Annotated in this window: 15 protein-coding genes; 1 reads left to right on the top strand and 14 read right to left on the bottom strand. The window is 75.0% G+C overall.

From position 1 onward, the window contains the following. Window positions 1–19: 19 nt before the first annotated feature. The 5 genes from AC0666_RS16510 to AC0666_RS16490 all read right to left on the bottom strand — a co-directional run bounded on the left by AC0666_RS16510 (window position 20) and on the right by AC0666_RS16490 (window position 5486). Window positions 20–214, bottom strand: a complete 195-nt coding sequence (locus AC0666_RS16510) for a hypothetical protein (protein ID WP_468581875.1) — start codon at window positions 212–214, stop codon at window positions 20–22. 53 nt (window positions 215–267) lie between these two features. After that, window positions 268–2307, bottom strand: coding sequence for a SpoIIE family protein phosphatase (locus AC0666_RS16505; protein WP_468970500.1), 2040 nt, complete (start codon window positions 2305–2307; stop codon window positions 268–270). 81 nt (window positions 2308–2388) lie between these two features. Next, window positions 2389–2661: a hypothetical protein gene (locus AC0666_RS16500; protein WP_468969892.1), complete on the bottom strand. Its 273-nt coding sequence runs from the start codon at window positions 2659–2661 to the stop codon at window positions 2389–2391. Between the two features lie 12 nt (window positions 2662–2673). Next, window positions 2674–3972 carry an NAD(P)-binding domain-containing protein gene (locus AC0666_RS16495; RefSeq protein WP_468969895.1) on the bottom strand — a complete coding sequence of 433 codons (1299 nt, stop codon included), beginning with the start codon at window positions 3970–3972 and terminating at the stop codon, window positions 2674–2676. A gap of 164 nt (window positions 3973–4136) precedes the next feature. Beyond that, window positions 4137–5486 carry an ATP-grasp domain-containing protein gene (locus AC0666_RS16490; protein ID WP_478707801.1) on the bottom strand — a complete coding sequence of 450 codons (1350 nt, stop codon included), beginning with the start codon at window positions 5484–5486 and terminating at the stop codon, window positions 4137–4139. A gap of 294 nt (window positions 5487–5780) precedes the next feature. On the opposite strand from AC0666_RS16490, the gene AC0666_RS16485 reads away from it, so the two are divergent. Beyond that, window positions 5781–7481: a glycoside hydrolase family 26 protein gene (locus AC0666_RS16485; protein ID WP_468969901.1), complete on the top strand. Its 1701-nt coding sequence runs from the start codon at window positions 5781–5783 to the stop codon at window positions 7479–7481. A gap of 14 nt (window positions 7482–7495) precedes the next feature. On the opposite strand, the gene AC0666_RS16480 is transcribed toward AC0666_RS16485, so the two are convergent. The 9 genes from AC0666_RS16480 to AC0666_RS16440 all read right to left on the bottom strand — a co-directional run bounded on the left by AC0666_RS16480 (window position 7496) and on the right by AC0666_RS16440 (window position 18636). Next, complete coding sequence (locus AC0666_RS16480; protein WP_468969903.1) at window positions 7496–8638, bottom strand: GNAT family N-acetyltransferase; 1143 nt, start codon at window positions 8636–8638, stop codon at window positions 7496–7498. Next, complete coding sequence (locus AC0666_RS16475) at window positions 8635–9372, bottom strand: YveK family protein (protein WP_478707827.1); 738 nt, start codon at window positions 9370–9372, stop codon at window positions 8635–8637. The genes AC0666_RS16480 and AC0666_RS16475 overlap by 4 nt, the downstream gene beginning before the upstream one ends. A 71-nt stretch (window positions 9373–9443) precedes the next feature. After that, entirely contained in the window at window positions 9444–10754 is a 1311-nt protein-coding gene (locus tag AC0666_RS16470) for a glycosyltransferase (protein ID WP_478707800.1), read from the bottom strand. Next, the gene (locus AC0666_RS16465) at window positions 10751–11530 is read right to left on the bottom strand and encodes a polysaccharide deacetylase family protein (RefSeq protein ID WP_468969908.1); all 780 of its coding nucleotides are present in this window, start codon (window positions 11528–11530) and stop codon (window positions 10751–10753) included. Before AC0666_RS16465 ends, AC0666_RS16470 begins: the two co-directional genes overlap by 4 nt. Next, window positions 11520–13415, bottom strand: a complete 1896-nt coding sequence (murJ, locus tag AC0666_RS16460) for a murein biosynthesis integral membrane protein MurJ (protein ID WP_478707799.1) — start codon at window positions 13413–13415, stop codon at window positions 11520–11522. The genes AC0666_RS16465 and murJ overlap by 11 nt, the downstream gene beginning before the upstream one ends. Continuing rightward, window positions 13412–14827, bottom strand: coding sequence for an O-antigen ligase family protein (locus AC0666_RS16455; RefSeq protein ID WP_478707798.1), 1416 nt, complete (start codon window positions 14825–14827; stop codon window positions 13412–13414). Before AC0666_RS16455 ends, murJ begins: the two co-directional genes overlap by 4 nt. Window positions 14828–14829: 2 nt before the next feature. After that, on the bottom strand, window positions 14830–16341 hold the full coding sequence (locus AC0666_RS16450; protein ID WP_468969913.1) for an exopolysaccharide biosynthesis polyprenyl glycosylphosphotransferase: 1512 nt from the start codon (window positions 16339–16341) through the stop codon (window positions 14830–14832). After that, the gene (locus tag AC0666_RS16445; protein ID WP_468969916.1) at window positions 16338–17549 is read right to left on the bottom strand and encodes a glycosyltransferase; all 1212 of its coding nucleotides are present in this window, start codon (window positions 17547–17549) and stop codon (window positions 16338–16340) included. The genes AC0666_RS16450 and AC0666_RS16445 overlap by 4 nt, the downstream gene beginning before the upstream one ends. After that, entirely contained in the window at window positions 17536–18636 is a 1101-nt protein-coding gene (locus tag AC0666_RS16440) for a DUF3344 domain-containing protein (RefSeq protein ID WP_468969919.1), read from the bottom strand. Before AC0666_RS16440 ends, AC0666_RS16445 begins: the two co-directional genes overlap by 14 nt. Between the last annotated feature and the right edge of the window lie 118 nt (window positions 18637–18754).

Raw genomic sequence — 18754 nt, 5'->3', positions numbered from 1 at the left:
GCCGTGCCGGTAGCCGCCGCTACCGGCAGGCGGGCTCCGCCCCGGTCATCGACATGAACGCGACCCGTTTGCAGCCCGGGTCCCGGTGCGGGCGCCCCGTCGTCCAGTCCACGACCGTCGGCACCCCGGCCACCAGCAGGAGCACCGCCGCGACGGCCGCGACGGCGCCCTTGCCCGGCCGCCTGCCCGACCTTCCCTCAGTGGTCCGTTCCATGGACCGCATCATCACCCCGGCTCCCCGACCCCACAACTCGGAGTGACGGACGCTCACCCGAAGCCCGCCACACTGCCCGCCGCGCTGAACTCGCACCACACCGCCTTGCCGTCGCCCCGGGACTCCACCCCCCAGTGCGTGGCCAGCGCGTCCACCAGCAGCAGCCCCCGGCCGGTGGTCGCCGACTCCCCCGGGGTCCGCCGGCGCGGCCACACGCTGGAGCGGTCCTTGACCCACAGCCGGATCCGGCGCACCGGCTCCGGCAGCACCTCCATGGTCAGCACCGCCCCGCCGTCCGTGTGCAGCAGGGCGTTGACCAGCAGCTCACCTGCCGCGAGTTCCACGTCGTCGGCGAGCTCCGGCATGCCCCAGTCGCGCAGGGCCTGCCGCAGCGCGTAGCGGGCCTCCGAGAGGCCCTCCGGGTCGGCCTGGTGGATGTACTGGTGGATCCGCGGGGCCCGGTGGGTGCCCGGGTCCGGGGCCCGGCGCAGCACCAGCAGGGCCACGTCGTCGCCGGAGCCCCAGCGCTCCCAGAGCCGGTCCGAGAGGTGGTCGGCGAGGGCGCCGGCGTCCTGGGGGCCGGTCCTGACCGCCTGGGCGAGGGCCTCCATGCCCTGGGTGATGGCGGTCCCGGGCTCCTCCACCAGGCCGTCCGTGCACAGCACGAGCGTCTCCCCGGGCACCAGGTCGAGCCGGGTCTCGGGGAACTCCTCCTGCTCGAAGACCGAAGCCAGCCCGAGCGGGAGCCCGCCGCGCACGTTGGGCCAGCCCGTGCGCCCGTCGGTGTGGCGGATCAGCGGCCCGAGATGGCCCGCACGGACCGCCCGTACGCCGCCGGTTTCCAGGTCCACCTGCGCGTACATGCAGGTCGCGAAGCGTTCGGTGTCCAGTTCGGCGAGGAAGCGCGAAGCCCGCGCCAGTACGGTCGACGGCGGGTGGCCCTCCCCCGCGTACGCCCGCAGCGCGATCCGCAGCTGGCCCATGATCGCCGCCGCGTGCGTGTCGTGCCCCTGTACGTCGCCCACCACCAGGCCCACGCGGTCGCGGGGCAGCGCGATCACGTCGTACCAGTCCCCGCCGACCTCCCGCCCGCTCCACGCGGAGTGGTAGCGCACCGCGATCTCCCCGCCGGTGATCTCCGGGATCCGCCGCGGCAGCATCGAGGCCTGCAGGCCCGTCGCGAACTCCCGCTCCTGGTCGAACAGCAGGGCCCGCTGGAGCGACTGCGCCACGATGCCCGCGAGGCCGAGGCACAGGTTGCGCTCCTCCGGGCTGAACTCGCTGCGCCGCCGGTAGAACAGCACGAGCCCGCCGATGGCCTTGGCCTGCGCGATCAGCGGAAGGTAGGCGGCCGCGTCGAAGCGGATCCGGTTCAGGTAGTCGGACAGCAGCGGGAACTCGTCCGCCAGCTCGGTCAGCGAGGTGACGAACCGCGCCTTGCGGGTCAGCACCGCCTGCGACAGCGGCAGCGAACCGTCCAGCCGGGTGAACTTCCGCTCGCTGAGGATCTCCAGTGATTCCCCGCTCAACGCAATGATCTTGATGGCGCCATTCTCGACCAGCCCCAGCGCCAGCCCGTCCGCGCCGAGCCGCTCCAGCGCTCCCGCCCCGGTCAGCGTGGCCGTCACGTCGTCCACGGTCACCGCCCGCGACAGGGCCTCCGTGGTCCGCTGCACGATGGTGGCCTGCGCCGCCCGCGCCGCCTCCAGCTTCCGCAGCACCATGGCGTGGGCCAGCTCGGCCGTCGCGTCCCGGACGATCCCCACGATCCGCCGCGCCCGCCCGTCGGGATCGCGCAGGATCCGGCCCTGCGTGTGCGTCCACTGGCCGACGCCGTCACGCCGCTGCACCGTGAAGTACGAGCCGTACGTCTCCTCGCCGCTCTCCAGCGCGGCCTGCACCGAATCCTCCAGCCGGGCGCCGTCCTCCGCCGGGATCCGCAGCCCCAGGCCCTCCGGAGTGCAGTCGAACTCCTCCGGCTCCACGTCGAAGACCACGAGGCCGGCCTCGTCCACCATCAGCGTGCCGGCGTCCAGGTCCCACTCGAAGCTGCCCATGCGGTTCAGGGCGAGCCGCTCTCCGGCCGCGGTCACCGGTTCCTGCGGGCCCTGCCCCGGTTCCTGCGGGTCCTGCCCCGGTCTGTCGTGCTCCGCCGCTGCCACGAGTCACACCACCTAACGGCCGGGCCAGCACGGCTGGGAGATCAGCCGCTCCCACTCCTCGTCAGGATGCCCCGGAAGGGTCCGCCCGGCCTCCCGCCAGCGCTTGACGAGAGAGAGGTAGATCGTCGACTGGTCCGGCGCCGCGTACCCGGACGGGGCGCCGTACGGGCCGCCGTACGGGCCGCCCCGCACCCCGGCTCCCCGCGCCGGGCCGGCGGGCTGCTCCGTCCGGCTGGCCGGAATGCGCACCCAGCCGCGGCCCTGTGCTCGCTGCTCCGCACTCATTGCGGACCCCTCTCACCGCAGAGACGTCTTCGGATGCCCCGGGGGCACCCCCGGACGGACTCCGGAGGCAGCCCGGTCGAGCCGGGCGGTCCCGGTGGAGCCCCGCCGCCGGCCCCGGTCGCCGAGGCGTTGTCGGACTCCTTTCACCAGTCTCCCCGCCGTGAACCCCGCACCGTGCACGAATCGCATGGAAGGGCCGAATGAGGGAGCCGTGAGCAGCCCCGCGAAGAACAGCCCGGGCCACGACGACTCGAAGCCGGGGCTCAGCTCCGGGGTCCCGCTGTCGCCCACCGTCTCCAGGGCGGCCCGCAGCCCCGCGTCCAGCAGCTCCAGGCGTGCCAGGTCCGGGGTGAACCCGGTGGCCGCGATGACGTGTGCGACGTCCAGTACGACGGACTCCCCGGCCCTGGTCGTCAGCCCGAGCCGGGTCCGCTCGCCCACCGCCACCGCCCGGTGCAGCCGGTGCCCCAGCAGCACGGGCACGCTCCGCTCGAAGCGGTCCCGCAGCCACCAGGCCCCCGCGGGCCCCAGCGCGGTCGCCGCGATCCGCTCCCGGGTCGGGGCGGGCAGCAGCCGCACCGCCCAGGGCAGCTCGGACCAGGCCCAGCTGCGCCACCCGGTGCCGAGCCCGCTGTGCGGAGCGCGCAGCGCCCGCAGGGCCGGCCGGTCCAGCGGCTGGGGCACGGTGTTCCAGTTCAGCCGGGACCGCCGGGCCACCAGGCAGGGCCGGGCCCCGTTCTCGGCCAGCAGGGCGGCGGTCTCCAGGGCCGCCTGCCCGGCGCCGATCACCGCGACCTCGCGGCCCGCGAAGCGGGCGAGGTCGCGGTGGCCGCTGCTGTGCGAGGCGTGCCCGGGAGGCAGGTCGCGCAGGGCCCGCGGGTGGTGGACGAAGGGCATCACCCCGACCGCGAGCGCCACCGTACGGGCGAGCAGCGGCGGCCCCTCGGCGGTGCGGATCCGGAATCCGTCGCCCTGCGGGGTGACCTCGGTGACGGTCACCTCCTCCACCTCGGGCGCGGCACGGCGGGCGAACCACATGCCGTAGGCGCTGAAGGTGCCGATCGGCAGCGGACGGCCGTGCTCGGCGACCAGGCCGCGGGTGGTGCAGTACTCGGCGAGGGTGTGCCGGCCGTCGGGCGCGGACAGGTTGGAGGACCAGGGCTCCGACTTCAGGTACATGCCCTCGGGCATGTGGTCCCGCCACGAGGCCATGGGCCGCCCGAGCACCCGTACACCGAGTCCGGCCGCCGCCGCGTGCGCGGCGATCGAGAGGCCGTACGGCCCGGCGCCGACCACGACGAGATCGTCCATCCGCGTCACCGCTGTCCCTTCCGTCTCATGGATCCCCTTCGGCCCGGTCGCCGGGTCGTCACACGCCCCGTCGGCCCCAGCTGCCGCCTCGTGTCACCCCGTCACCTGGGATCCCGTCACCTGGGACACCGTCAGCCGGCACGCCCGCCGGGCCGCGCATGCGGTCACCGGCTCACCAACTCGTCCGGCTCCGCCGGTTCGGCCGCCGCGGAGGGACCCGAAGGGGCAAGATCGCGGGCACGCTGGCGCGGGGCGCGGACCACCGCCCGCGCCGTGCGCCGGCCGTGCGCCGGGACACCGCGCAGGGCGCGCTTGCCCTTGTCGGCGCCCCGCCCCAGGAACGCGGCGAGCATCGCCAGGAAGGGCATCAGGTCGTCGGCGGCGAACCAGGCCGCCTCCACCCGCCCCCGCTCCGTACGCGGCGCCGGCCGCAACGGCCCGGACCCCGACCCGCCGGTTCCGCCGGTGGGCGCCGCATCCGGGCCGGACGCCACCGCGGCGGGATCGCCGGAGCGTCCGGCCGGGCCGCCGCAGTCTCCTCCCGCGGCCCCGCCTGCCGACCGCGCCGACCGCGCCGGCCGCCAGGGCAGCTGACGGCCCCGCACCGATGCCAGCAGCGCGTAGTTCTCCGCCACGAACACCCGTCCCGGCCCGCCCGAGGGCTCCGGCACCCGCTGACCCGTCAGGTCCAGGTACATCGCCTGAACGACGTCCAGCCCGGCCGCGTCAGCGAACAGCCGGAACTGGGCGCCGGGCCGCGGGTTGAAGTCGACCAGCCGGAAGCACCCGTGCTCGTCCCGGCGGAAGTCCAGGTCCAGGATCCCCTGGTAGCCCAGCCGTGCGGCCAGCCGCAGCCCCGCCTCCTCCACCGCCGGATCGGGCAGCCAGCGACCCACCGCCGTCAGGCCCGTGCGCACCGGCCACGACAGCTCCTTGCGGCCCGAACCGGCGAGCAGCGGCCGCCCGCCCCGGCCGAAGGCGCCGTGGAAGAACCAGTCGGTGTCCGCCCCGGCCGGCAGGAACCTCTGCAGCAGCAGCCGGCTCCCCGCCTGCGGGGTGCGCTCGTACAATCCCCGCGCCTCGGCGGCGCTGTGCACGAGGGTGGTGCTGCGCAGCCCGGCACCCGGCGGCAGCAGCCAGGGCCGGCTCCACTTGGCGACCACCGGCAGGCCGAGGCGCCACGCGGCCTCCGCCGCCTCCGCTCCGCTCGCCGGGATCACGGTCTCCGGGTGCGGGATGTCCCAGCGGCCGCACAGCATCGACAGCTGCGCCTTGTCCGCCACCCGGGCCGGCAGCCCGTCCGGCTGATGGGGGATCCGGTACCGCCCGTCGAGCATCGGCGCGATCCGCGCCACGGCGATCGCGCTCAGGTCGTCCATCGCAACGAGCACCGCCGGCCTGCCGATCCGCTCCGACACCCCGACCAGGCACTCCAGGAGCGCCTCGGGCGCCTCGGGGTCCAGTCCGCCGACCGGTCCGGGATGCGCGGCGCGCAGGTACCGCGAACGTCCCATGGGACCTCCCCCGGCCTCGACGACGGCATGGACCTCCACGCCCTTGCGCCCAAGGGATCTGACGGCGCCGAGGGTTCCGTGGTGGAACGGATTCCGATCGAGTCTGAGCACAACAGCGGGCACATGGGCGTCGAACGCGTACATGGGAACGGTGTCTTTCACCTAGTCGGTCCAAGCAGGGAGGGTGCGCAACTGCGAATGGCCTAGAAAGCCCTCATCGGACAGGCCATTCGTCAGATGTGCTGCCTAACGTCTTTGGCAAGCACACCGATTCAGGAAGCCTCGGGAGACGCCATGTCCAGACCACGCCGCCGGCTGGCGAGCACCTGCATCGGTACGGTCACGGCCGGACTGCTCGCCACCGGCGCCGCGCTCGCGGCGCCGGAGGACGACGAGCCCAAGAGCTCCGACGTCGCCATGGGGGCCTACCTCGACTACGGGCCTCCCGGGGTCGCCCGCATCCCGTTCCTGTCGCACTGGCTGGGCGGCAGGGAGATCCGGGTCGGGCACACCTATCTGCCGGGTGACCGGTGGAGCGGGATCGAGGGGCGCGTCGGCTTCCTTGACGAGTGGGCGGAATGGCGCCTGGACGGCAAGGACCGGATGTTCGTGCTCAACGTGCCCATGCAGGAGCGCAACGAGGGCCGCGTCCCCGACCGCCAGGTCGCCCAGCTGATCAGGGCGGGCGCGCAGGGCGCCTTCGACGAGCACTTCAGGAGGCTCGCCGAACGGCTGGTGGACCTGGGCGTGCCGGACACGGTGATCGTGCTCGGCTGGGAGATGAACGGCTCCACGTACACCCACCGGTGCAGTCCGGACCCGGAGAACTGGAAGGTGTACTGGAAGCGCATCGTCAACACGATGCGCTCCGTCCCCGGTCAGAAGTTCAAGTTCGATTTCGCCCCGAACCGCGGGACGGACGCGATCGGCTGGACCAAGTGCTACCCGGGCGACGACGTGGTCGACATCATCGGCATGGATTCGTACGACCAGCCCCCCGGCCGCACGTTCGACGACCAGATCACCCAGCCGTACGGGCTCCGGCAGCACGTCGACTTCGCGAAAGCACACCGCAAGCAGATCTCGTACCCGGAGTGGGGGCTCTTCCGCAACGGGGACAATCCGGAGTACGTGCGGCGCATGCTGAAGTGGATCGAGCAGCACAAGCCGCTCTACCACACCATCACCGACTACTGCCCGCACGGCGTGTGGCGGTGCAAGCAGAACCCGCGCTCGTCGAAGGTGTTCCGCGAGGCGCTCACGCCCGAGAAGCCGGGCCCCGTGATCCCGACGCCGGTCGTACCGACTCCGGTCGTCCCCACGCCCGTGATCCCGCCCCCGGTCGTCCCGATTCCGGACGTACCGATTCCGGACGTACCGGCGCCGCAGATCCCGACGCCCCATGTCCCCGCCAGGCCGAGCCCCGCCAGGCCGGGCCCGGTCCCGAGCCCGGTCGTCCCGAGCCCCGCGCCCCAGCCCTCGCACCCGGTCCCGCAGCCGAAGCCCAGCCCGGTGCAGCCCAGCCCGGTCGAGCCGACCCCCGTCGCACCGGGCCCGGTGCAGCCCAGCCCCGTGGAGCCCGGCCCGGCCGCACCCGGCCCGGTCGAACCGAGCCCGGTGGAGCCCGGCCCGGTGGAACCGAGCCCCGTGGAGCCCAGTCCCGCCGCACCCGGCCCGGTGGAGCCGAGCCGAGTGGAGCCCGGCCCGGTCGAACCGAGCCCGGTGGAGCCCAGCCCCGTCGAGCCGAGCCCGGTCCGGCCCGTGCCCTCGCCCGTGGTGCCCTCGCCCCAGGCGCCGGTCACCCCGGTCCCGAGCCCGGTCGTGCCGGAGCCCAAGCCGCCGCAGCCGCAGCCGCAGAAGCCGCACTCCAACAGCACGCAGTGGTGCGTGCCGCTCAACGTCGGCGAGTGGCTCTCCAAGCTCCTCGGCAAGGACTCGGTGTGCGTCACGCTCGACTGGCGCTGGGGCGGGGACTCCGGCTTCTGGCCGTTCTAGTCGCGGCGGGGTGGTCACCGGACGCGCAGTTCGTTGAGCCGTGCCCGCCAGTCCCTGGCGGCCGGCAGCGCCTCGCGCAGCGCCTCCACCGCCCGCTCGCGCCCCGCCGCCTGCCCTTCGTGCAGCCGCAGCAGGGGCGCGAGCGCCGTCCTGGCCAGCAGGAACCGCTGGTTGACCACGGTCTCCGGCCGCCAGTGGTTCTTGTACGGTTCGCTGCCGCGCAGGAAGCTCACCACCGGGCGGCCCTCCGCGAGGGCCCGGCCCGCTTCGTAGCGCAGCAGCAGCGTGGCCACGTCCACCTTGCGGGACCGCAGTTCCGGGTCCGCGCCGTACAGGTAGCCGCCGCTCAGCGCGCCCGACAACAGGGTGACGTTGGCCGCCACCACCTTCCCGTCCAGCCGGAACTCGGTCAGCCGCCCCTCGCCGGCCCTGACCATCCGCCGGGTGGCGCGGGTCAGGTGCTCGGCGAAACGGGGCTTGAGGTGCTCCGGGGTGACCCCGCGCCCGCGCCACTGCTTCTCGTGGAGCCGCAGCAGCGTCCGTACCGCGCGCGGCACTTCCTGCTCGGAGACCTCGTGCTCCTCGATGCCGGCCGCGTCGGTCTTGCGCAGCTTGGCCCGCACCCGCTGGGCGCCGGAGGCAGGCATCCGCTTGACCAGCTCGTCGAAGGGCAGGGCGGGCAGCTCCATACAGGTGGAGTCGGCCAGCTTGGTACGGACCCCGGGCCACTGCTCGTACAGGGCCTCGGCGGCCGCCCCGGGCCGTACCTCGCGCAGGTCGACCACGGCGCCGCGGGCCGCCCGGTGCAGCCCGTGGGCCAGCGCCGGGACGACCTCGGAGGCGTATTCCGCGGCCACGAGCACGTCGGAGTAGTCCGTGATCCCACCGCCGAGCGGTACCAGCAGCGGCAGCGGCCGGTGTACGAGCATCAGCGGGGCCGCACCGACCAGCTCCTCGCCGCGCCGCACGAGGACGACCCGCAGCCGCCCGTCCCGGCCGTAGGAGAGCCACCAGGAGTGCAGCCAGGCGTGGCTCTGGAACGGGGTGGCGGTGGGGCAGGAGCGGAAGAGCCGGTTCCACGGCTCCTCCATCGCGGCGAACTGCCGGGGATCACGGCACAGCGTCACCGTCAGGGCCCCTGGGGAGCCCGCGGTCATCGCACGGACTCCTTCTCCTTGGCCGAGCCCGGCTCACCCTGGGCGGGCAGCGAGGCGTACTCCTCCACCACGGGGTCCGCTGCCTCTGCGCCCGCGCCCGTGCTCGCGGTCGGGGCCGCGCCCGAGTCGGGGTTCGGGTCCGCGTCCTTGCGGCGCGGCCGCGCCAGCAGCCACAGCCCGCCCAGCAGGCCTCCCGCACACATCCCGACGGCGCCGCTGACGGCCGCGGACGGCGAGGCGGGCTCGGTCGGCGCCACCGCCTGGTTGAACAGCAGCAGCTGGACACCGGTGTTCTTGGCGGCCTGGTTGCTGCTCAGCGACAGCGCATCGGCGACCGCGTTGGCGATGTCGGCGGCCTCGCCCGGGCTCTTGGAGGTACCGGTGATGGCGATCATCGGGGACTCGGGAGAGGTCTCGGCCCGTACGCGGGTGCGCAGTTGCCGGGCGGGGATGCCGGCGCGGGGCTGCGCGTAGGCGAGGGTGGAGCTGCTGGTGGCGATCCGGGCGTACGCCTGGGCGAAGCCGAGGGCGGTGGCCGGCTCGGTGGTGTCGTCGGGCACGGCGACGACGTAGCTGGTGGCGGCGTACTCGGGCGCCTTGAGCACCCCGTACGCCCCGCCGGCGGCCAGCCCCAGCAGGGCGGCGCCCGGCAGCGCCCACCATGCGGGCGGCGGCAGCAGCCTGGCTCGGCGGCGTCGGCGGTCGGTCTTCTTCTGGTCGGCGGTGTCGGCCATGTGCGTGCTCACTTCCTGGGTGAAGGGTTCTTGTCTCGGGCCCGGTTGCGGGCCCCGTACGGCGGTTCGGCTCAGCCGTCCTCCCCGCCCCCGCCCGGTGCGGCCGGGCCCGGGGCCACTGCGCCGGGAGCCGGCCGCCGCCCGGGCACGGACGCCGCCTCGTACGGCTCGCCCCCCGGCGCCCCCGCTTCCGGCCGGGGCGGGGTCGCGGGGCTGCCGGCCCCGTGGCCCCCGTCCGCGCGGTCCGCGGCACCCGGGCGGGACAGGGCCAGGCGGTAGACGTCCAGCAGGAGTTCCGCGCTGTGCGCGATGTCGTAGCGCCGGGCCACCGGCGGCGGCGGCAGCCGGCGCACACCTGCCTCCATGTGCCCGCGCAGCGCGGCCACCAGCTCCTGCTCCCCCGTCCCGATTCGCCGCGCCCCCGGTGCCTGCGCCGCCGGCAGGTCGTCGATCGCCGGACAGGTGACGTGCAACACCGGCAGCCCCGCCGCCAGCGCCTCGACCACCGCCAGCCCGAAGGCCTCCTCCCGCGAGGCGGAGACGAACACGTCCATCGCCGCGAGCAGCGCCGGGATCCCGGGCGTGCGCCCGTCCGCGCTGTCGCCCAGCGGGTCCCGCTCCCCCAGCAGGTGGATCCGGCCCTGCGCGCCCAACTCGGCGGCCAGCCCCCGCAGCGCGGGCCGCTCGGGGCCCTCCCCGGCGAGCAGCAGGTGCGCCCCCGGCAGGGCCGCCACCGCCCGGACCAGCGCGTCGAACCGCTTGCCCGGCACCAGCCGGCCCACTCCACCGACCACGAACGCGCGTGCGGGCAGGCCGGTCCGGGCCCGGGTGGCCCGCCGCACCTCCTCGTCGAAGCGGAAGCGGGCGGCCTCGATCCCGTTCGGTACGACGTGCACCCGCTCGGCGGGCACCCCCCACCCCTCCAGCCGGGCCGCGACGGTGTCCGAGACCGCCACGGTCGCCGCGCCCAGCCGCTCACCGGCCAGGTACAGCGCCCGGACCCCGCGCGACAGCGGCCGTCCCTCGATCTCGCCGTGGCCCAGCGAGTGCTCGGTCGCCACGACCGCGCCCACGCCCGCGATCCGGGCCGCGAGACGCCCGTACAGGCAGGCCCGGTACAGGTGGGTGTGCACAAGGTCGTAGCGCCCGCGCCGGATGAACCGCACCAGCCGCGGCAGTGCCCCCAGGTCGCGGTTGCCCCGCATCCCCAGGTGCGCCACCCGCACCCCGTCGGCGCGCAGCCCCTCGGCGACCGGCCCGGGGTTGGTCAGCGTCAGCACGTCGCACTGCATCGGCATGTGCCGCAGCAGCAGCCGCAGTTGCTGCTCGGCGCCGCCGACGCCCAGGCCGGTGATGACGTGCAGGACCCGTACGTCCTTCACCGGTGCACCGCCCGGCGCCGCAGCTCGTGCGCCTGGTGGCGCAGCTGCTTGATCCGCAGCCGGCCGCCGCCGTCCGCCTGGCTGACGTGCGTGCGCGGCAGGGCGTGCGGGCCCGCGAGGCGCCCGGGGTCGATGGCGCAGGCGTAGCCGTAGCCGGCGGCGCGGGTCGCGGCGACGACCCGGGCGTCGAGGTGCCCGTACGGGTAGCAGAAGCCCTGCGGGAGGGTTCCCGTCAGCTCGCGCAGCAGGTCCCGGCTGCCCCGCAGCTCCTGCTGGAGGACGGAGTCGGCGGCCGCGGTGAGGTCCTGGTGGAGCAGCCCGTGCGAGCCGATCTCCTGTCCGGCGGCGGCGACCTCGCGGATGCCCTCGGCGGTCAGCAGGGCCTTGCGCGGGCCCAGCGGGTCCCACACGTTGTCCACCCCGAGGCGTCCGGGCAGGACGAACAGGGTGGAGGTGAACTCGTGGCGCCGCAGCAGCGGCAGGGCGTTCGCCAGGTAGTCGGTGTAGCCGTCGTCGAAGGTCAGCCCGACCAGCCCGGCTCCGCGCCCGGCGGCCCGGGCCCGCAACAGCTCCCCCACGGACACCCCGCGCAGCCCCCGCGCGCGCAGCCACAGCAGCTGGGCCTCCATCGTCCGCGGGGTGACGGTGATGCCGTACGGGTCCTCGGCGGGATCGGTGAACTCGGTGACCGAGTGGTACATCAGGACCCACGGCGAGGCGGTCCGTCGGGCGGGAGCCCTCACGGCGGCCGGTGCCGCGGCGGTGTCAGCGGGCATTGCGGAACCTCTGGGTCATCTGGGAGAGCTGGGCGGGCAGGGCGGTGATTTCGAGCGCGCGTATGGCCAGGCCGCAGGCCCCGAACATGGCGGGGACCAGCAGGCAGCCGAGCGCGGCGCTGAGCAGGGGGTCGGGGATCTTCGGTGCGGCGATCCAGCCGGTGGCGCAGGCGGCGACGGCGGCGACGGCCAGCCGGCCGATGCTCAGGGCGACGCGGCGGACCTGGATGGCGATGATCCGGGAGCCGAGGCCGGTGAGCAGCAGGGCCGCCGTGGTGGTGATGCCCGCGGCGTTGGCGGCGGCGATGCCGTGGGTGCCCCACCCGCGGACGGCGAAGGCTCCGGCGACGATGTTGACGAGCAGTCCGGCACCCATCGCGAGCGCCGGGAACCAGGTGGGCCGGGCGGTCGAGAAGAAGGGCCGGGACAGTGCGCCGACGAGGCAGTGGCCGAGGAGCCCGAGGCCGTAGATCCGCATGACGGAGGCGGTGGCCAGGGTGTCGCGGTGGGTGAAGGCGCCGCGTTCGAAGAGGACTTGGATGATCTGGGGGGCGTACGCGATGACGAGGGCGCTGCCCATGAGGACGGCGAGGGAGGCGAGGGCCAGGTCCCGTTCGACGCGCCGACGGGCCTTTTCGAGTTCCCCGCCGGCCATGGCCTGGGCGACGACGGGGAAGGTGACGGTGCAGATCATCAGCGACAGCACCATCGGCATCTGCGCGACCTTCTGCGCGTAGTTGAGGTGCGAGATGGCACCGGGCGGCAGCGAGGCGGCCAGGAACCGCTCCACCAGGACCTGGGACTGCCGGCAGACGGCGAACAGGATGACGGGCGCGATCAGGCCGAAGGCGAGCAGGGTGGGCCGGTCCCGGTCCCGCTGGCTGCGCGGGGCGCCCCGGGGGACCGCCGCCCGGTCCGGACCGGACCGCCGGCGCCCGGCGCGGGACGTACCGAAGCCCACGCGCCGTACGTAGGCGGGCAGTTGGACGAGCACCATCAGCAGGCCGCCGACGGCCACCCCGGCGGCGGCGGCCCGTACCCCCCACAGGGCGTGCAGGGCGACCATCGTGCTGATGATCCCGACGTTGTACGAGACGTAGATCGCGGCCGGTGGCACGAAGGAGCGGTGCGCCCGCAGGGCCGCGCTGAAGTACCCCGCCACCCCGAAGGACAGCACGGTCAGGGCGGTCAGCCGGGTGCACTCGACGGCCAGTCCGGGGTCCGGCAGGCCGGGCGCCAGCACGCCGACGACGAGCGGCGCGGCGACGATCAGGAGGGAGGCCACGGCGGCCAGGAACACCACCAGCCGCGGCAGCGTCGCCCCCACGAGCAGCCGCACGGGGTCCTGTGCGCGGGCCTCCTTGCGGGTGAGTCCGGCCCAGGTCGCCGCCCGCCGGGCCAGGGCGTGGCTGAACGCGGGCACCATCAGCAGCGCCATGGCGTCCTCGATCAGCAGGGTCGAGGCCATCTCCGGCACGGTCCAGGCGATCAGAAAGGCATCGCTGTCGTGCCCGGCGCCGAAGAGGTGGGCGATCGTCTGGTCCCGCACCAGCCCGAACACCGCCCCCGCGGCGGTCAGTCCGGCGGTGACGGCGGCGGCCTTGGCCAGGAACCGCCCGAGCGGCGCGGCTGCGCTGCCGCCCCCCGAGCCGCCGGGGTCCTCGCCCCGGGGCCGCGGTGGCGGGGGCCCGCCGGCCGCCCGCAAGCGTACGGGGCCGCCCCGGCCGGGGGCGGCCGCGGGGCCGGACGCGGCCGCCCCGCCGGGCGCCGGTGTCCCCGGGGGTGCGGCGGAACCGGGCTCGGGCAGGCGCGGCGGACGGCCCGCAGCCTCGGCGACTTCGGTCGCCGCGGCCGCGGGCCGCCGCCAGGGCGTCGTATCGGTCACCGGGCCGCCGTACCCGCGGCGCCGGCGAGGCGCCCGGCCGGGACGGCGGAGCCGGTGCGCACCCGCCGCCGACCGCGGCCGTCCGCACCTGCGTCGTCCGGGGCGGGGAGCGCCCACCACGCCGCCAGGCCGATGATCACCCCGGTCAGGACGGTGGACGGCCCCCCGATGTCCGCGTACAGGAAGTCCGTCAGCTGCCACACCAGCAGGCCGACGGCGACCAGCCCGCAGTCCCGGGCGGCACCGGAGCCGACGCACCGCCGCAGCCCCGCCACCAGCAGCGCCGCCCAGCCGCCCGCCAGGGCGGTCAGCCCGATCAGCCCCTGCTCGCTCAGCACCAGCAGGTACATGTTGTGCGGGGAGAGCAGCGGCTGGCGGATGTACGCCTGGCCCGCGCCCGCGGTGTCACTGCCCGAGGACAGCCCCAGCGAGGCGTGACCGTCCCGGTTGGCCGGGAAGCCCTTGAGACCCACCCCCACGGCCGGCCGCTCCCGCCACATCGACTCGGCGGCCGCCCACATCGTGTACCGGTCGGTGACCGACTGGTCGGGGGCGCTGGACACCTGGGTGATCGAGGTCAGCCGCTCGGCGACCATCTCGGAGCCGACCCCGAAGCCGCCCACGAGCACCACGCCCGCCGCGGTCAGGGCCGCCAGCACCTTCAGGGCCCGCCGGATTCCCGACAGCCCCATCACCAGCACCGCGGCGCCCGCGGTCGCGATCCAGGCGCCCCGGCTGAACGACAGGACGAGCGGCAGCACCAGGACCAGTGCCGCGGCGGCCGCCGACCGCCGCAGCCGACGCGGCAGACCCGGCGCCAGCGCCGCCGCGGTGGCCACCACCAGCCCGTACGCGACGACCGTGGCCATGCCCATCACGTCGCCGGGACCGAAGGTCCCCACGGCCCGGATGTCCTCGCCCTGGTACGAGGCCCCGGTGTGCGTCACGTACTGCACGACCCCCACCGCGCCCTGCACCAGCGCCAGCACCACGAAGCACCCGGCGGCCAGCCGGAACTCCCCGGCGTCCCGCACCAGCAGCACGATCGCCGCGGGGACGAGCACGAACACCTGGAGGTAGCGCACGAACCCCGGCAGGGCCGCGAACGGATCCCCGGCGGTCGCGGTCGCCACGGCCAGCCCCAGCGCGGGCACCCCGAGCACCAGTACGGCGAGCGGGCTCAGCTCCCGTACCCGCCCGCGCAGCGCCTGCACCGCGCACACGAACACCAGCAGCAGCGAGGCGGCGTCGGCGGGGCCGACCTTGCCCGAGGTGCTCGCATCGCCCGCCGGTACGGGGGCGAGCAGCATCAGGACGGTCGCGGCGAGCGGCAGCAGCGGCCAGTGCCGCCGCAGCAGGGCCGGCACATCGGGCCCGGGCCGGGCCCGGGTACCGGAAACGGCAAGGCTCATGCTCAGCTGCCTCCCAGCCGGAAGCGGAAGAAGGAGGCCGCGGTGCGGGCCAGGATCCACAGGTCCTGCCACAGCGACCAGGTGTCGATGTAGTGGTTGTCGAAGCGGGCCCGGTCCTCGATGGAGGTGTCGCCGCGCAGACCGTTGATCTGTGCGAGGCCCGTGATGCCGACGGGCATCCGGTGGCGGGCCTCGTAGCCGGGGTGCACGGCGGCGAACTTCGCCACGAAGTAGGGCCGCTCCGGCCGGGGGCCGACGAGGCTCATGTCGCCGCGCACGACGTTCCACAGCTGGGGCAGCTCGTCCAGCGAGGACTTGCGAAGGAAAGAGCCGATCGGGCTCATCCGGTGGTCGCCGGCGACGGTCCACCGGGTCGCGGACTCGTGCGCGTCGGCGCGCAGGGTGCGGAACTTCAGCAGCGTGAAGGGACGCCCGTACAGGCCGACCCGCTCCTGCCGGAAGATCACACCGGGCCCGTCGGAGACCCGTACGGCCAGGGCACACAGGCCCATCACCGGCGCGGCGGCGAGCAGGGCGAGTGCGGCGAGGAACCCGTCGATGACCCGCTTCAGCCCGCGTTCCACCGGCCGGGCGGGCCGCGGCAGCAGCGGCTGCACGGCGTACCCCCACAGCTGGTCGGCGGGTTGGGCGACCCGCATGCCGGTGACCTTGGCGGTTCCGGCCGGGTCGGCGAGCCAGAGCCGGCAGCCGTGGTCGTGGAAGAGCCGGACCAGGGAGGCGGTGCGCTCGTCGGCCTCCGGTGGGCGGGTGAACACCGCGTGCCGCACGGAGTTCTGGATGACCGCGCGCCGGATGTCCTCGTGGGTGGCGAGTACCGGCATCCCGCTGCTGCCCTCCTCGGCGGACCCGGTGTCCGCGAGGCCGACGGGCCGCAGCCCGTACTCGGGACGCCCGTGCAGGGCGGCGGCCACGGCGCTCGCCCCGGCGCCCGGTCCCACGACGAGGGCGGAGGCGGGCCTGCGCCGGGCGGACCGGCGGCGCAGCTGGTTGACGCACCCGCGCGCCGCGCAGGCCAGTACGGCCTGGACGCAGACGGCGGTGAGCAGCACCGGCCAGCCCAGGGCCTGGCGCGGGGCGACGGCGGCGACGACCGCCGCGGTCCCGAGCCACAGGACGGCGGCCCGCCCGGCCAGGACGGGCAGTTCGCGCAGCGCGGAGGGGGCGAGGCGCGGCCGGTAGAGCCCGGCCTGCGCGTGCAGCACGGCCAGCAGCACGGCGATCGGCCCGGCGGCCGCGGCTTGGAGGGCGGGGGCGGGCAGGGCCGCGGTGGTGACCACGGCGGCCAGCGCGTCGGCGGTCAGCAGCTGGAGGACGCCGTCGCGGGGGCGGCCCCGCTGCGGCCGGACGAGCGGCCGGGCCCGGTCGGTGTCGGGTCGGCGTGGGGGGTGGATGGCGGTCACGGACCGTCGGACGGCCGCGGTGCCGGCGCTGCCGCCGGCGGGCCCCGTTCCGCCCTGCCCGGTGTGCCGGGCGGGTGCGCTGTCCATCGTCATCGGCTGATGCGCTCCTGGTTAGAGGGCCGGGGCCTGCCCAGCAGTTCGTGGTACAGACCGGTGACCGCGTCCGAGGTCCGCCGTACGTCGAAGTCGGTCCGGGCGTGCTGCCCGGCCTGCTCCCCGAGTTCGGCGAGCAGCCGCGGTTCGGCGAGCAGCCGTCCCAGGGCCTTGGCCAGGGCCGTCGGGTCCTCCGGCGGCACCAGGCACAGCCGTCCCTGGCCGGGCGGCAGGCTCTCCCGGGCACCGCTGACGTCCGAGACCAGGACCGGTCGGCCACAGGCCATGGCTTCGAGCGGGGCGAGCGCCATGCCTTCCCACCGCGACGGCAGTACAACGAGATCGGCGGCCCGAAGCCACGGTCGGATGTCGGGGGCGGAGCCCGCGAAGAGCACTCCGGGCGGCGCGGCGCGGCGCAGCCGCTCGGTGTCGGGGCCGTCGCCGACCAGCGCCAGTCGGGCGGTGGGCAGGTTGCCGAGGACCTCCCGCCATGCCTGGAGCAGCACGTCCTGGCCCTTCTGCCGGCACAGGCGGCCCACGCAGACGGCGAGCGGCCCGTCCCCCTGCACGGCGGCGGGCCAGGGCAGTTCGGCGCGGGCGCGGGCCCGGTCCTGGTCCGGGTCCGGTCCGCCGGGGCGGAAGTGGTCGAGGTCCACGCCGTTGCGGATGACCGACCAGTGGGCGGTGATCCGCTCTGCGGCGCCCACGCGGCGCTCGGCCTCGCTGACGCAGAGCACCCGGTCGGCCCAACGGGCCCCGAACCGCTCCCAGCGCAGGGCGAGGGCCGCGGTGGCTCCGCCGACGGCGTCGAAGGACCAGGCGTGGGGCTGGAAGACGGTGGGCACGCGGCCGCGGGCGGCGAGCCGCCCGGCGAGCCCGGCCTTGGCGCTGTGGCAGTGCAGGACGTCGGGCCGGACCCGGCGGATCACCCGCCGGGCGCCGAGCACCTCGGCGGGCAGTTCGGGGCCGGGCGCCCGTCCGGCGCGCCAGGTGACCACCTCGGCCCCGGCCGCACGGGCGTCGTCGCCGAGGCGGCCGCCGCGGGGGCAGCCGACGACGGCGCGCAGTCCGGCCGCGGACTGGGCACGGACGAGGTCGACGACGACGCGGGCCACGCCGCCGTCCACGGGTTGGACGAGATGGAGGACGGTCAGGGAGGAATGCTGTGTCGGCACGCGGAGCGGTCTCCTACGTTCAGCGGCGCGCATCTGTCTGAACGAAGAGCACGCCGAGGAATTGACCCTGGCTTTCGCCCGTGAACCTGAAGTTCAGGCTCCGGGCACCACCGGACAGGGCGGGACTCAGGTCGAACACGTCCGCGTCATATCCGAGATTATTCATATGTTCGGGCTGTCGCGCGAACGAGGGACGTCCGAATTCCGTGATCGTGGAATTCATAACATCATTAAAAGGATTTTCAGCATCGCTGACGCTGACTCGGCGACCACTGTCCGCGGTCACCGTGAGTGAGTCCCCGAGGGTCCCGCGGTCCCCGTCGTACGCGACCACGCCGGCCTTCCCGGCCGCCCCGGGCGGAGCGTCCAGGCCGGTGAGCTCGACCGTGTCGCCCGCAGCCCCGGCGGCGCGCTCGGCGAGCCCCTCGAAGCCGTCCCACAGCGAGATCCGGCGGACCGGCTCCTGCGGGTGCTCGTAGGCGACGACCAGCGTCCACCCGCCCCAGGCCCCCACCGCGGAGTGCCCCATGGCGATGTTGAGCTGGGCGACCGTCCACATGCCCGCGCCGCCCTTGCGCACCATCGGGGTCACGTCGGCCGAGGCCTGGTAGGCGTCGCTGTCCGCGTCCGTACGGTGCCCGATGACGGTGTCGGCCAGGACCTCCTTGTAGGCCCCGCCCGGCTCGGCCACCAGCACCCGGCCGTTGTCCTCCGGCGGCTTCTGCTCACCCACCCGCAGATTGCCGCCCCAGTACAGGCGGGCGTACGCCACCTTCGCGCCCTCCGGGACCTTCAGCTCGGCCCGGGTGGAGTTGTAGGTGTCCGGGTCCTTGTCGACCTCGCTGTAGAACATCTCGAAGTCGCTGTTCACCCCGGCCGCACCCTGCTTGACGTCGGCGCACGACTCGACGTCGGGGGACTCCTCCCGCCGGCACGCGATGGACGAGTTGGAGGCCCGCACCAGCCCTCCGTGCAGCACGGCCTGGTAACGCTGGGTGAAAGGGACCTTGGGGGCTTCCCCCAGCCCCGGCGGGGCGGCGCCCGCGACGGGAGCGTTGGCCGAAAGTGTGAGGCAGGACAGCAGACCGAGCGTGCCGAGGATTCTGCGGGAGGAACCCATGACCCCGTCTCCATTTTCGATCAAGGGGACAAAACAGGAGTGAACTTTGGCAGATATCGTGCCGGAAATCACGCCGGACTCGCTCGTACGGCCTTTTGGGCGATGGCACGCACCCTCG

It is taken from the genome of Streptomyces sp. NPDC043680 (assembly GCF_056436685.1).
Note: the sequence above shows the minus strand (reverse complement) of the source record. Positions and strands in the feature narration are given on the sequence as shown.

Excerpts from the sequence above, each read along its gene's own strand:
- AC0666_RS16510 (WP_468581875.1), bottom strand. The coding sequence starts at position 214 with ATGGAACGGACCACTGAGGGAAGGTCGGGCAGGCGGCCGGGCAAGGGC.
- AC0666_RS16500 (WP_468969892.1), bottom strand. The coding sequence starts at position 2,661 with ATGAGTGCGGAGCAGCGAGCACAGGGCCGCGGCTGGGTGCGCATTCCG.
- AC0666_RS16495 (WP_468969895.1), bottom strand. The coding sequence starts at position 3,972 with ATGGACGATCTCGTCGTGGTCGGCGCCGGGCCGTACGGCCTCTCGATC.
- AC0666_RS16490 (WP_478707801.1), bottom strand. The coding sequence starts at position 5,486 with ATGGGACGTTCGCGGTACCTGCGCGCCGCGCATCCCGGACCGGTCGGC.
- AC0666_RS16485 (WP_468969901.1), top strand. The coding sequence starts at position 5,781 with ATGTCCAGACCACGCCGCCGGCTGGCGAGCACCTGCATCGGTACGGTC.
- AC0666_RS16480 (WP_468969903.1), bottom strand. The coding sequence starts at position 8,638 with ATGACCGCGGGCTCCCCAGGGGCCCTGACGGTGACGCTGTGCCGTGAT.
- AC0666_RS16475 (WP_478707827.1), bottom strand. The coding sequence starts at position 9,372 with ATGGCCGACACCGCCGACCAGAAGAAGACCGACCGCCGACGCCGCCGA.
- AC0666_RS16465 (WP_468969908.1), bottom strand. The coding sequence starts at position 11,530 with ATGCCCGCTGACACCGCCGCGGCACCGGCCGCCGTGAGGGCTCCCGCC.
- AC0666_RS16455 (WP_478707798.1), bottom strand. The coding sequence starts at position 14,827 with ATGAGCCTTGCCGTTTCCGGTACCCGGGCCCGGCCCGGGCCCGATGTG.
- AC0666_RS16450 (WP_468969913.1), bottom strand. The coding sequence starts at position 16,341 with ATGACGATGGACAGCGCACCCGCCCGGCACACCGGGCAGGGCGGAACG.
- AC0666_RS16445 (WP_468969916.1), bottom strand. The coding sequence starts at position 17,549 with ATGCGCGCCGCTGAACGTAGGAGACCGCTCCGCGTGCCGACACAGCAT.
- AC0666_RS16440 (WP_468969919.1), bottom strand. The coding sequence starts at position 18,636 with ATGGGTTCCTCCCGCAGAATCCTCGGCACGCTCGGTCTGCTGTCCTGC.